General features: G+C 70.8%; 12 protein-coding genes and 1 pseudogene. All 13 read right to left on the bottom strand.

The window, feature by feature from the left end:
- Positions 1–216, bottom strand: a 216-nt coding sequence (gene mobB / locus ACY0I8_RS12180; protein WP_461394974.1) for a molybdopterin-guanine dinucleotide biosynthesis protein B, incomplete at its 3' end; no start/stop codon positions are given.
- A 180-nt stretch (positions 217–396) separates the two neighbouring features.
- Positions 397–792, bottom strand: a pseudogene (mobA, locus tag ACY0I8_RS12175) (molybdenum cofactor guanylyltransferase); the annotation flags it as partial.
- A 20-nt stretch (positions 793–812) separates the two neighbouring features.
- The gene (locus ACY0I8_RS12170) at positions 813–1,724 is read right to left on the bottom strand and encodes a 4Fe-4S dicluster domain-containing protein (protein ID WP_461394973.1); all 912 of its coding nucleotides are present in this window, start codon (positions 1,722–1,724) and stop codon (positions 813–815) included.
- Entirely contained in the window at positions 1,708–2,379 is a 672-nt protein-coding gene (locus tag ACY0I8_RS12165; protein ID WP_461394972.1) for a TorD/DmsD family molecular chaperone, read from the bottom strand. The genes ACY0I8_RS12170 and ACY0I8_RS12165 overlap by 17 nt, the downstream gene beginning before the upstream one ends.
- A gap of 72 nt (positions 2,380–2,451) precedes the next feature.
- A complete protein-coding gene (locus ACY0I8_RS12160) occupies positions 2,452–3,213 on the bottom strand; it encodes a 4Fe-4S dicluster domain-containing protein (RefSeq protein ID WP_461394971.1) in 762 nt (253 codons plus the stop codon).
- A gap of 26 nt (positions 3,214–3,239) precedes the next feature.
- A complete protein-coding gene (locus ACY0I8_RS12155; RefSeq protein ID WP_461394970.1) occupies positions 3,240–4,670 on the bottom strand; it encodes a molybdopterin dinucleotide binding domain-containing protein in 1,431 nt (476 codons plus the stop codon).
- Positions 4,671–5,783 (bottom strand): molybdopterin-dependent oxidoreductase, encoded by a 1,113-nt coding sequence (locus tag ACY0I8_RS12150; protein ID WP_461394969.1) that lies wholly within the window; start codon positions 5,781–5,783, stop codon positions 4,671–4,673. It lies immediately after the preceding gene.
- A 276-nt stretch (positions 5,784–6,059) separates the two neighbouring features.
- The gene (locus tag ACY0I8_RS12145; protein ID WP_461394968.1) at positions 6,060–7,403 is read right to left on the bottom strand and encodes a sigma-54-dependent transcriptional regulator; all 1,344 of its coding nucleotides are present in this window, start codon (positions 7,401–7,403) and stop codon (positions 6,060–6,062) included.
- A gap of 3 nt (positions 7,404–7,406) precedes the next feature.
- The gene (locus tag ACY0I8_RS12140) at positions 7,407–8,864 is read right to left on the bottom strand and encodes an ATP-binding protein (protein ID WP_461394967.1); all 1,458 of its coding nucleotides are present in this window, start codon (positions 8,862–8,864) and stop codon (positions 7,407–7,409) included.
- A complete protein-coding gene (phnD, locus tag ACY0I8_RS12135; RefSeq protein ID WP_461394966.1) occupies positions 8,864–9,727 on the bottom strand; it encodes a phosphate/phosphite/phosphonate ABC transporter substrate-binding protein in 864 nt (287 codons plus the stop codon). Before phnD ends, ACY0I8_RS12140 begins: the two co-directional genes overlap by 1 nt.
- Before the next feature lie 70 nt (positions 9,728–9,797).
- Positions 9,798–11,510 carry an arsenical pump-driving ATPase gene (arsA, locus tag ACY0I8_RS12130; RefSeq protein ID WP_461394965.1) on the bottom strand — a complete coding sequence of 571 codons (1,713 nt, stop codon included), beginning with the start codon at positions 11,508–11,510 and terminating at the stop codon, positions 9,798–9,800.
- A gap of 77 nt (positions 11,511–11,587) precedes the next feature.
- A complete protein-coding gene (gene arsD / locus ACY0I8_RS12125; protein ID WP_461394964.1) occupies positions 11,588–11,968 on the bottom strand; it encodes an arsenite efflux transporter metallochaperone ArsD in 381 nt (126 codons plus the stop codon).
- 405 nt (positions 11,969–12,373) lie between these two features.
- Positions 12,374–13,415: radical SAM/SPASM family putative metalloenzyme maturase (locus tag ACY0I8_RS12120; RefSeq protein WP_461394963.1), on the bottom strand; the 1,042-nt coding region annotated here is incomplete at its 5' end.

Genomic DNA, 13,415 nt, shown 5'->3' with positions numbered 1-13,415 from the left:
GGGGTGGACCATGGCGAGCTTCTCGGCCGACGAGATCACCATGGGGCTCGCCCCGGCCCGGGTGAGCCGCCAGGAGTCCTTGCCCTCGTGGTCGATCTCGAACCGGTGGGCGTCGTGCTTGATGGTGCCCACCCGGTAGCCCCGCCGGGTGAGCTCGCCGATCACCTTCTCCAGAAGCGTGGTCTTCCCCGTGCCCGATTTGGCCACGAACGACACCGCGGGCGGCCCGTAACTGCGAAGCCGGGCGAGATAAAGCCGGCACTCGTCGAGGTCGGCCCGGGTGCCAACGTTGCGGAACGTGAGCCCGCCGGGGTCGAGGGCCAGGAGGTCCTCGCCGTTCACGATGCGGGTGCGCACGTCGCTGATGAAGTCGAGGACCTTCAGGTTCCCCCGCCCGATCCGTTCCTCCATGGGCGCCACGCAGGCCTTGGAGTACACGGCGCACAGGGGCTCGAACCCCCGGGGGCCCCGGGGCACCACCACGTCCCAGCCCTTCCTGAGGCCGTAGAGGTGCCGGAGCACCCTCGGGTGGAGAAACGGCATGTCCGCCCCCACCACGGCGGCGTAGTGGCTCGAGACGTATTTGAGCCCCGTGGTGATGGCCCCCAGCACCCCGGCGTCCGGGTACTCGTCGGCCAGGGTCTTGTACCCCAGATCCTGGAGCGGTGTCGGGTCGGAGCTCACGACGAAGATCTCGTCGAAGAACCCCTCGAGGATCCGGTGCACCCGGTGGATCAGGGCCTCGCCCTGGAGTTCCCAGGCCCACCGGCCGTCCTCGGCGTCGGCCAGCACGATGGCGGTACGGGTATCCCTCACGCCGCCTCCCTTTCTGCGGGACCGGTCGGGGCCCCCATGGACATCGCCCCCCTCGGGCAGAACGCGGCGCACGCGCCGCACCCGGTACACCGTTCCGGGAGGAACTTCACCTGGCGCCGACCCGCTTCTCGCACCCGCTCCATCGCTCCAGTGGGGCAGACCGCGGCGCACCGGCCGCAAGCCGTGCACCCCTCACCGCGCCGCGGCCCCGGTGCCACCGCGCCCCGCACCGTTCCCCTCTCGTCAGGGGGCAGGGTGGCGAGCGCCGCCTCCCGCAGCACCACACGTTCGGGCACCCGTTTCCTGGACCGCGCCTCTTCGACCGCGCCGGAAGCCCCCGCCGCGAGCCATTCCGCGGCCCGGCCCACCACCCCCGAGCGGAGGCTCCGGAAAAACCCCCTACGGTCGCAGGCCCGCGGTCGAAACCCGAGGGCGTCCGCCGTCCTGACGACCCAGAGCCGCGGTCCCCATCCGGCTGGAAGGGTCCGGATCTTTTCCTCCAGTCCGGCCACCGCCTCGCCCAAAGGGCATTCGGCGCACCGGGTCGCGTTGAGCCAGACCCCCTGGGGCACAAAGGCCGCCAGCGCCAGGAGGTGTTCCCGGGAGAGCGCGCCCAGGCACGGCACCCGCTCGTGGGCCTCCACCCCTTCGGCCCGGCAGCCCAGGACCGGCCGGGCCTCGGACACGAGCCGCCGGGGAAGGGCCGCAAAGCCCGGCGATGCCTCTCCCCAGGCCTCCACCGGGCAGGCCGCGGCGCAGGCGCCGCAGTCCTGGCACCCGGCGGGGTCCAGCCGCGGGACACGGTCCTCGAACGCGATCGCGCCCCGGGGGCAGGCGTCGGCGCAGGCGCGGCACCCGGCCTCCCGGCAGCGAAGCCGCACGCACCGGGCCTCATGGAGTTGCCGCACGGGCCTCCTCCGTTCCGAGGGCCTCCGCCGCGTACCGGGCCTCGCTCTCGGCCAGAAACGCCCGAAGGCACCGGGCCAGCTCCCGATAGAACCCCTGCCCGGCCCGCTCCTCCACCCGCCCCGCGAACTCCGGCCCCCAGCGAAGCAGATGATCCCGCAGGAACTCCCCCTGCTTTCGCCGGTACGCCCGGACCGCCGCCTCGTCGGCCCGTGCGGCGGCGTCCCGGCACCGGAAGGCCAAGACGTACAGGAACTCCAGCTCGGCCGAGATGTGATCCGGAAGCTCCTGGAACTCCGGATCCACGGCGATCCCCTCGTCCTCGTACCGGCGGATCACGTCCTGGGTGGACGGCCCCATCACGACCCGGCCCTCCTCCAGGTACACCGACCCGTAGGGCGGGGCGAGGAGCTCCCCGGGCCCGACGAACAGCCGGGCGTAGTCCACCCGGAGCGCGGTCTCTTCGGCCCCTTCCAGAACCTCGCCGAGCCGCCGGGCTTTGGCCGCCGCCCCGGGGGCCACCGGCCCCAGGGCCTCGGCGAGCCGGGCCGCCACCCGCTCCTCCGTGAACAGGGCCAGGTCTGGCAGGCAGAACAGGGCGCTCAGCAGCCGATAGCTTTCGGCCCGCGGGGCCTCGGTCTCGATCAGGTCTCGCACCAGGGTCTCGCCTCCCTGCCGACACACGGCGGGCCCGGCCGGCGGTCCGGCCGGGCCCGCCCGTCGCCGGCTCTAGCTCCGGACCGAGAAGCTCCGGATGTAGTAGACGTTGGGCTCGGTTCCGGCCTCCTCCTTGAGCCGGAAGTATTTGTGCTTCTTCAGCAGCTTGCTGACCGTGCTCTTCTCGTCCTCGAGGTCGCCGAAGATCCGGGCCTCCGAGGGGCAGCTCACCACGCAGTAGGGAAGTTCCCCGTTTTTCACCCGGTGCTCGCAGAAGATGCACTTCTCCACGATGCCCGGCCGCCGCACCGACCCGTAGTCGGGGTGCTTGTAGAGCGTGCGCCAGGGGGGCATCTGCTCGGTGCGCCGCACGATCTCGGCGCCCGACGCGGTGCAGTTCTCGATGAGTTCGGTGGCGTCCTTCCACCGGCGGTACTGGTCGCTCTCGCTCTCGATATAGCTGATCACGCTGTAGGGCACGCCCTCGTCCTCCACGTCGGTGGCGCTGTAGGGGCACGCCTCCTGGCAGGCCTGGCACCCGATGCACCGTTCGTTGTTGTGCATCGTGATGCCGTCCTCGGTCTTGAACATGGCCTTGGGGGTGACCGGGCAGGCCTCCACGCAGGCCGCCTTGGAGCAGTGGTTGCACAGCACCGGGATCGTCTCGGACTTCACGTTGGGAAAGGTCCCCTCGGTGCGCACGATGAAGTCGGCCCAGTTGTAGCGCTGGCCCTCCACCCGGTCGTCGGTGTTGTTCTCGGTCTTGCAGGCCACGGCGCAGGCCCCGCAGCCCACGCACTTGTGAAGGTCGATCACCATTCCATATTTCGGCATGGTTCCGTCTCCTCAGACGCTGGGGCTCAGGCCTTCTCGATCCGCACGCCGGTGAACCCGCCGTTCCGGACGTTGCTGCCCGAGAGCCGTTCGGTGTCGAAGGGCATGATCTCGTTGTTGTTGACGCCCCGCGGCACGGCCTTCTTGTAGTCCAGGGCCGCGATCCGGCCGTAGGCCCAGTGGCCCTGGCCGTAGCACTTGGTCACCACGCCGGGCCGCACCCCCTCCCAGAGCCTGGCCTTCAAGGTCCAGGAGCCGGTGACCGTGGTGATCTTCACCTTGTCGCCGTCGCGGATGCCCAGCTTCTGGGCGTCGGCCGGGTTGATCTTGAGCACGTCCTCCCAGCTCTCGTCGCCCGGGTCGAGCTTCTTGAACTCGTAGTACCAGGTGCAGTTCTGGCTGCGGCCCTCCTTGTTGAGCCGGCTCTTGTAGTCCACGAACACGAAGGGGAACTCCTTCGGGTCGCCGTACCGGAACGGGGGCTCGTAATGGGGCACGAACGCGAGCTCCCCTCGGGCCTCGTAGTTGCAGACCTTGAGCACCTCGTCCACCGTGGTCTTGTGCTTCTTGGCGTGCTTCTCCAGGGCCTCCTTCAGGGTCTCGCTGTAGAACTCGAACTTCTTGGTCTTCGTCTTGAACTTGCCCCAGCGCTTCTTGTAGGGGTAGGGGTCGGAGTTCCACAGGCCCCGCTCCTTGAACTCCTCCCAGCCCCGGATCCGGTCGCCGCCCACCTCCTTTTTGCCGTCCCAGAGGGGCGCCGTGTAGTACTTGACCGCGTACTCGGCAAACTCCTTGGCGTTCCGGGGCGGCAAGCCCGTCTCGGGGTCCCGGAACTCGTTGCGGTAGTACTCGAGGAGGTTCGGGAACCCCTTGGCCGCGAGCTTCTCGGCGATGAGGTAGGGGATCTCGGTCTCGTCGATCTTCACGTCCCACAGGGGCGTGATCACCGGCTGCAGGAGCGAGGCGTACCCGTACCGGTTCTGCTTGCCCTTCACGTACCCCCACCGCTCGAACGTGGTCATGGCGCAGGGCAGCACGATGTCGGCGTACTGGGTCATCTCGGAGGGGTTCGTGGTCAGATGCACGTAGAACCCGATCTTCTCCATCGCCTGCTCCCAGCGATGGGCGCCGCTGCAGGAGAAGGTGAAGTTGTTCATGTAGCCGATCGCCATCTTGATCTCGTAGGGATCGGCGTTGATGATGCCGGTGGCCGCGTTGTTGGTGACGACGGCGCTGCCGGGCTTCCCCTTCTTGAGGGAGGGGAACTCCAGGCGGCCGCGCTGGTCGATTTTTTCGTGCTTCTTGCCCTTTTTCGCGACCTCGTCCAGGTAGGCGTCGATCTTGGGCATATGGTGGACCGGGGGGCTCATCTTGGCCAGGGTGCCTCCCACGTTGTCCACCGACCCCAGAAGCCCGTTCAGGGCGTGGATCGCCATGGCCACGTAGGCCCCGCGCACCTACATGGCCGCCCCGGGCCCGAGCCAGACCGCGGCGTGGGGGGCCGCCTTCCCGAGCCCCCGGGCCACCCGCAGGATCTGGTCCTCGGGGATCCCGGTGATGGGCGAGGCCCAGGCCGGGGTGGCGTCCTTGACCGCCAGGTTCCACCACTTCACCAGTCCGTGGGTGTACTTCTCCTCGAAGCTGGCCTCGTCCACCTCTTTGCCGGCCCGGAACCGGTTTTTCCCGTCCTTGAAGTCGCCCACGAACTCCCGGCTCCAAAGCCCTTCGGTCAGGAGCACATGGGCGATGGCCAGGGCCAGGGCCCCGTCCTGGCCCGGCTCAATGGGAAGCCACTCGTGGGCCTTGGACGAGATCGAGCTGAGCTTGGGGTCCACCACGGCCACGGTGCCTTGGTCGAGCACCTTGCCGATGCGGCGGATCGCCGCCGGCACCATCCGGTTGGAGCTAAGGGGGTCGCAGCCCCACACCAGGAGGTACTTCGTGTTGTCCAGGTCGTAGTCCCGGTAGTCCCAGAACCCCTCGGTGAAGAACGCGCCGAACTTCTCGCCCTCGGCGCAGATGGCGCTGTGGGAGATGTTGTTCGGGGAGCCGAGGATCTTGGTCATGGCGTCGTAGATCACGTCGCGCATGTAGGTGTACCGGCCCCGCATCAGCATGTACTTGTGGATCTCGCCGTTCTTGCGGAGCTCCAGGAGCTTGTCGGCGATGGTGTCCAGGGCCTCGTCCCAGGTGATGGGGACGAACTTGGGATCCTCGCCCCGGCCCTTCTTGGGGTTGGTGCGCTTCATCGGCACCTTGGTCCGGTCGGGGTCGTACACCTGCTGGAGGCCCAGGTGGCCCCGGGGGCAGCAGGTGCCGTCGTTCTGCTTCGACCTGGGGTTGCCTCGGACTTTGACGGCCCGGCCGTCCTGCACGAACACCTCGATGGGGCACCAGGTGGTGCACCCCTGGCAGGTGGTGGCCACCCACCGGCCCTTTCGCTCGCCCATCCGGCCCCGGCCCTTGACGTCCTTCACCTTGGCCAGGGCGTTCAGCGGCGGAAGGCCCACCGCTGCCGCCGCTCCCGCCGCAGCCCCCGCCTTCAGAAACTCCCGTCGCCGCACCTGCATGACCACCTCCTTGCTCCCCAGGGGGAAGCGGAAAAAGGGGACCTCTTTGCGTTCCGCCCCCGCGACCGGGGGCCGACCCAACCGAATTCCGAAGGGAACGGCAGAGCAAGAATCGGGCCATGGCTTTCGGGCCGGACTCCGGCCTTCCGGGCGCCCCTTCCCGCGCAAACCATCGGCCCAATCGTTGCTAAACGGCAACGGTTGGGCCGATCCGGGCAATCCCTTGAATTGTCTACCGAAATCCGGGCGGCCTGCCGTTGCCGTTTGGCAACGGGCTCAGCGGGTGGTCTTCTTCCACAGGGTCTCCCGGGCCACGCCCAAACGGCGTGCTGCCGCCGCCTTGTTGCCGCCCTCTTCCTCGATGACCCGGCGGATATAGTGCACCTCGAACCGCTTCACGGCCTCCCGGAGGGGAAGGTCGGTGGGCATGGCTTCGTAGAAGAGGCCGGCCGGGGCGGTCTGGGACCGAATGGGGAGTGGGAGCTGGCGAGGGGCGATGGTCTGCCCCGGGGTGAGCACCTGGAGCCGCTCGATCACGTTCTCGAGCTCCCGGACATTCCCCGGCCAGGGGTAGCGCTCCAGGAGCTCCAGGGCCTCGGGAGACAGGCGCACGGGCTCGGTGCCGTGGGCCCGGCTCAGCCGCTCGATGAAGTGCTGGGCCAGGAGGGCCACATCGCCGGGCCGGTCCCGGAGGGGGGGCACCTCGAGGGGGATCACGGCGATCCGGAAGAAGAAATCCTCCCGCATCTCCCCCTGCCGCACCAGATCCGCCACGTCCCGGTTGGTGGCGGTGACGAGTCGGAAGTCCACCTCGATCTCGGCCTCGCCCCCCACCCGCCGGATCCGGCGCTCCTGCAGGGCCCGCAGGAGCTTCACCTGCATGGCCGGCGGGATCTCCCCCACCTCGTCGAGGAACAGGGTGCCGCCGTGGGCCTGCTCCAGCATCCCCTTGCGCCGCCGGTCGGCCCCGGTGAACGCCCCCTTCTCGTGGCCGAACAGTTCGGCCTCCAGGAGCGAGGCCGGGATCGCCCCGCAGTTCACCCGGACCAGGGGCCCCCCGGCGCGCGGGCTCAGGCGGTGGAGCATCTCGGCCACGAGCTCCTTGCCGGTGCCGCTCTCCCCCTGGATCAGGACGCTCGCGTCCTTGGGCGCCACGGTGCGCACCGTGGCCAGCAACCGGCGCACCTTAGGGCTCTGGCCCACGAACTCCGTGTCCGGGGCCCGGGTCCGAAGCTCCCGGAGCTCCTCCTCCACCGCCCGGGCCCGCAGCAGCCGTTCCAGCTTCAGCAGGATCACCTCGGTGGGGAACGGTTTGGGCAGGTAGTCCTGGGCCCCGATCTTCATGGCCTCCACGGCCGACTCCACCGAGGCGTGGCCGGTCATCACCAGCGCAGAACAATCGGGCTGGCGCTCCAGTAGAATGCGCAGAAGGTCGAGCCCGTCGCCGTCGGGGAGCCGGACGTCGAGGAGCGCCACGCCGAAGGCCTCGCGCTCGAGAAGCGCCACCGCCTCGGCCACCGTGCCCGCGTGGGCCACGGGGTGGCCGGCCCGTTCGAGCGCCTCGAACAACATGCCGGCGTAAAGGGGGTCGTCCTCCACGAGGAGAATCCGGGATCGCACGGCCTACTCCCTTCCCTCGGGGTTCGTGCGGGGCAACCGCAGCACGAACCGGGCCCCGGGGAGCGTGCGGCCCCGCTCCACCGTGAGCGTGCCGCCGTGCCCCTCGGCGATGCGCCGGGAGATGGCGAGCCCCATGCCGCTTCCCTTGCCCGGGGGCTTGGTGGTGAAGAACGGCTCGAAGATCCGCTCGGCATCCCCCGACGGGACCCCCGGGCCGGAGTCCTCCACCGCGAGCCACACCGCGTCCTCGTCGGCCCCCGCCTCGAGCCGCACCGTGCCCCCGTCGCCCGCGGCGTCCGCCGCGTTGAGAAGGAGATTCAGCAACACCTGGTGGACCTTGGTCCGGTCGGCCGGAAACGCCACGTCGGGCACGGCTCCGGCGGATTCGAGCCGCACGCCCTTTCGCTTGAGGGCCATCTTGGCAAACAGGCTCGCGCTCTGGAACACCTCGGGCAGCGCCGCGGGCTCCCGGCGGATCTCCCCCGACCGGGTCAGGTCCACGAGCTGGCCCACCACCCGGCGGATCCGTTCGAGGCCCTCCCGGATGACCCCGGCGTAGCGGGTGCCGTCGCCCTGACAACAGCGCTCCACCTGGAACAGGGCGCTCTCGATGGCGGCCAGGGGGTTGTTGACCTCGTGGGCCACCCCCGCCACGATCTGGCCCACGGCCACGAGCCGCTCGTTCTCGAGGAGCTTGCGGGTGGCCCGCTCCCGCTCGGCCTCGCTCGCCCGCAGCCGCCCCACCATCTCGGCGAAGGCCCGCTCCAGGTCCCCGATCTCGTCGCGCCGGCCCGAGGGGGCCACCTCGGGGTATTCGGGCCCGCCCACGGCCTCCACGTGGGCCCGCAGCCGAAGGAGTGGCCGGGCCAAACCGGCGCCCACGGCCCAGAACACCACGAGCGCCCCCAGGGAGAACACGGCCGAAAACCCGAAGATCTGCCCGGCCAGCTCCCGGAGCTCCTCGTTCAGGGGCGCGAGGGAAACCCCCACCCGCAGGACCCCCCAGGACTTCCCGTGGATCGCGAGGGGATAGGCGAGATCCCAAACCGTGACCCCGGCGTGGACCGCCGGCTGTTGCAGGAACCCCCGGGCCTCCAGGGCCCTGAGGCTCACGGGGTCGCGGTACACCCGGCCGTACTCGGCGTACTCGTTGTGGGCGAGCACCCGGCCCTCGGGGTCGAGCACCACGGCGTACACCGGGGCCAGGTCCTCCTGGGCCATGATGTCGGCGAGGAAGCTGTCGAGGAGCCCTCCCTCCTCGATCACCCCCATCTCCTCGTAGAGCAGGGCCTGGATCACCGGGATCGACATGGAGGAGAGAAGGATCCGGCCCTTCTGGAGGAGCCGCTCCTCCAGGAGCCCCCGCTCCCGGTTCCAGGTCCATTGCCCCCACACCGCCGTGGCCACCACCACGAGACCGGCGGCCAGGAGCACGAACTTCCCGGTGATGCCGAGCCGCATCAGTGACACGCTCCCCCGCAGGTGCGCTCGAACCCGTCCATGAGCTCGAAAATCGGCCGGTAATCTTCCACCCGGGCCTCCACGAACCCGTGGCGGAACTCGGGGTCCCACTCCCGGAGCCGCTCCCGGAACGCCGGGTCGTCGGGGTCCACGGCCAGCAGCGCCCGCTTCACGGCCTCGCGCACGGCCGGGTCGGTCCCGGGGTGGGCCACGATGGGCACCGAGGGGATGGGGTCGCTCTCGGCCAGGAACCGCAGCCCGTGGGGCCGGTACCGCTCGGCCACCACGTCCTTGACCGCGCCGGCGTCGAACTCCCCCTTCAGCACGGCCTTGGCCACGATGTCGTGCTTGCCCAGGTTGGCCGCCTCGGCCAGATCCTCGATCCGGACCCCGTGTTGGAACAGAAGAACCCGGGGGATCAGGTTGCCCGAGGTGGAATGGACCGACCCGAAGGCGAACCGCTTGCCCTTGAGATCCGCCAGGGTGCGGATGGGGCTGTCCTTCCGGACGATGACGATGCTCCGGTAGTACGGCCGCCCCTCCGCGTTCAGGGGCCTCACGAGGGGCACGGCCCCGAAGGCCCGGTAGGCCTCCACGAAGGTCACGTCCCCCAGGCTCGCCACCTCCACCTCCCCGTTGCTCAGGAACTCGACCGCCTCCTCGTAACTGCGGGCGACCCGGAGTTCGAACCGGTAGGGGGTGACCTCGCTGAGGTAGTCCACGATGGGCTGGTACGAGCGGAACATCACCAGAGGGTTGTACCGGGGGATCACCCCGAAATGGACCACCCCGTCGTCCGTCCCGCCGACGCCCGCGGCGGGTACGGCGAGGAGCAGCAACACGAGGAGCAGGAGCTTGCGCATGGACACTCGCCTCCCGGGTCGGGCGAAGGTACAGGCACGCCCTAGCACCGAAAGCAGGATTCGTGCCCGATCACGCCCCGGACGGGAGGGAACCGGGCGCCCAGGGCACCACGGCCATGCGGGGGGCCAGCGACCGCACCTCCCCGAGCCAGCGGCCCTCGGCGGCCCGCCGGGCCCGGAGCACCGGATCGGTGACCCGGTGGGGGGTGAGGCTCTGGTTCACCACCCATCCGAACACCCGCACCCCGGCCCGCTCGAGATCGGCCGCGAGCCCGGCGGCCTCGTGCACCGGGGTGGCCTCGGGGAGGGTCACCACCAGCACCGCCGTCGCGGCCGGATCCCGGAGCCGGGGCAGGAGCCGCCGGACCGCCTCGGGGAGGTCCCCCCGGGACCGCTCCACCTCCCGGTGGTAGGCCTGGGCCGCGTCCAGGAGAAGGAGCGTGTGGCCGGTGGGCGCGGTGTCCACCACCACGAAGCCCTCCTCGGCCCGGGCGGCCTCCCGGGCGAACGCCCGGAACACGGCGATCTCCTCGGTGCAGGGCGAGCGAAGGTCCTCGGCGAGCAGGGCCCGGCCTTCGTCGTCGAGTTCCCGCCCCACGGTGTCCATGACCTCTGCCGCGTAGGCCCGGGTCTCGGCCTTCGGGTCGATCCGGGTGGCCGTGACCCCGGCCGGGAGGTCCAGCGCCCCCCGGTTCGCCGGGTCGGTGGTGGTGAAATGCACCGGCCGGCCGGTGGCCGCGAGCCGCCGCACCACCCGCAACGCCACGGTGGTTTTCCCGACGCCCCCCTTGCCCATGGTGAGCACGAGCCCCCTGCCCCGGGCCGCCAACTCGTCCACCAGTCCGTCGAGGTCCTCCCAGGCCCCGGGGTCGGCCTCCTCCGCCGGGGGCGGGGGGTGGTGGCCGTTCCACAGGGACCGCAGGGCCTCCACCCCCACGAACTCGTGGGGCCGCAGCGGCACCTCCCAGCGGGCCAGGGGCTGCAGAGGGTCCGGGAGCGCGGCCAGGGCTTCGGCGGCCCGGGCCTCCCAGGCCCGGGCCAGGGGGTCGACCGGATCCCGGGCCCGGAACACCCCGTTCACCACGAGCCGCTGGTTCCCGATGCCGAGGGCCGCCAGCTCCCGGCTGGCCCGGGCCGCCTCGGCCAGGGACTCCCGGTCGGGCCGGGCCACCAGCACCACCTCGGTCTGGACCGGGTCGGCGAGCCGCCCCAGGGCCGCCCGGAACCGCGCCTCCTGCTCCCGCAGCCCCGAGAGCGGCCCCAGGCACGAGGTGCCGGTGGTGTTCGTGGCGATGAACTCGGTCCAGGCGGCCGGGAGCTCCAGGAGCCGCAGAGTGTGCCCCGTGGGCGCCGTGTCGAACACCACGTGGTCGAACCCGGCCGTGGCCTCGGGGTCCCCCAGGTACCGCGCGAACTCCCCGAACGCCGCGATCTCCACGGTGCAGGCCCCCGAAAGCTGCTCCTCGATGCTCCGCACCGCCTCGGGCGGGAGCACCCCCCGCACCGGCCCCACCACCCGCTCCCGGTAGGCCCGGGCCGCCTCCTCGGGGTCCACGTTCACCCCGTAAAGTCCGGCCACCCCTTCGACGGCCCGGGGTTCGAGCCCCAGGGGGGTGCCCAGGACCTCGTCCAGGTTGGAGGCCGGGTCGGTGCACACCAGGAGCACCCGCCGACCGGCGTCGGCCAGGGCCACGGCCGTGGCCGAGGCGAGGGTGGTCTTCCCCACCCCGCCCTTGCCCGTGAAAAACACGTGGCGGGGCATGCGTTCAAACACTGGGTTCATGGGGTTCTCGCGTGAGGATCGTGGGTGAAGGCTGAAGCGTGGGAACGCCGGATCGTCCGGGGGCCGGCGCCCCCGACCTACCCGCAGCACCCGGTGGAGGGATCGCACCCGCCGGGGCCGGCCATCTCGAACACGGGGCCCGCCGGGGCCGGGTCGAGCCCCAGGGCTTCGACGAGCTCCCGGCGGTCGGGGTAGCGCCCCCGGGTCACCTCGCGGTCGTCCACGAAGACCAGGGGCAACCCGGCGGTGCCCTCGGTCCGCAGCACCTCGGCCACCCGGGGGTCGGTGGCGAACGCCTGGGGCTCCTGGGCCAGGTTCTTGCGCACCACCCGCACCCCCTTCTGCTCGAGCCAGTTCAGGTCGGCCGCGAACCGGGCCATCACCGGGTCCGCCGAGGGGCCGCACACACCGGTGGGGCAGCACAGCGCGGGGTCGTACACATAGAGCGTTTGGGACATCGGGAAAACTCCTCGTGTTGTGGCCCGCGGCTCGGCGGCCCGGGAGCCGGGCCGCTTTCCTTCCTCACGATTCCATCGAACGTGCCCGTCCCAACCCGCGCGAACGGTCACCGGGCCGAGACCATGGGCTTTCGGGTCTGTGGCAAGCCGGATCGCGCCGGGGAAGCCTTCCGAGGCCGCTTCGTTCGGGGCCCTACGAACCGCAAGGGAACGCCCAGGGCAGGCCCACAGCAGGCGTCAGAGGATAGAGGACAGGGATTCTCTGACACCTGGCCTCTGACTTCTGGCCCCTGGTACGGAAGCCGCTCCCACAGGGGGGACGGGATCAACGCCGAATCGTCCAAGATTTTCGCGCCCCAGCGTCCCAGCCTTCCCCCGGACGGGCCTTCGCGTCGCTTGGGGGACTCACCGCAGGCACTGGAACACGCCCTTGCACCACAGGCAGTCGCCGCAGGGTTCGGCGTTGAGGAAGCAGTCCTGCTCGAACTCCTCGGCCTGGACGTAGTCGCAGCATTTGGCCAGGTTGCAGTCGGAGCAGAAGGGGTAGTCGTAGCGGATGACGCTCTCGCGAAACGCCCGGAAGGCCGGGTCGTTCCAGATCTCCAGGATCTCCCGTTCGGGCACCCGGCCGAACACCCTGGGCCGCACGAACTTCTCCCGGCCGTTCACGAAGCACCGGTACCCGTGCCACAGGAAGTAGCAGGGGTGCACCCCGCCGTCCCAGCTCACGAACGCGCTCCCCTCCTCCACGAAGTCGCACCGCCGGTCGCCCCGGGGCACCACCTCGGGGAGCCGGAGATCCAGGCCCACCTCGGCCGCCGCCCGGGCGGCCTCGGCGAAGATCTCCTGGACCCGCTCGAGCCAGGCCTCGTCGCGCTCCAGGATCTTCTGGACGTTCACGAAGATGTCCCGGGCGTGGGCGTCGGCCTTCATGGCCTCCACGAACTCCACGATCCGCTGCTCCTCCGGGGTCTTCGTGTACTTCCAGAGCACCTCGAAGTAGCAGCCGAGATCGATCCCCTCCCGCCGGGCCCGCTCCCGCCAGGGCTCGAAGAACCCCACGGCCACGTCGGTGTTGGGGTCGTAGGCGGCCTGGTCCACGAGGCGCTCGTCGTAGGGGAGCACCTGGGTCACCAGGGCGAAGGTGGCGCCCCGGCCCGCGGCCCACCGCACCACCGCGGGAAGCTCGGCCACGTTGTCGCGCATGGCCACGAACTCGATGCCCTTCTCCACCCGGCGGCCCACGGCCCGCTCGGCCTCGGCCAGGGCGGCGAAGGCCCGGTCCAGGGCCCCCACGTCCCCGCCCTCGCGGATGCGGGCGAAGGTGGCGGGGCTCACGGCGTCGAGCGAAAGGCAGATGCGCCCCAGGCCCGCCTCCACGAGCGACCGGGCCCGGGCCCCGTCGAGGAGGAGCCCGTTCGACTGGAACCCGATCCACCCCTCGGCC

The sequence above is a fragment of the Deferrisoma sp. genome (assembly GCF_054681715.1).
Note: the sequence above shows the minus strand (reverse complement) of the source record. Positions and strands in the feature narration are given on the sequence as shown.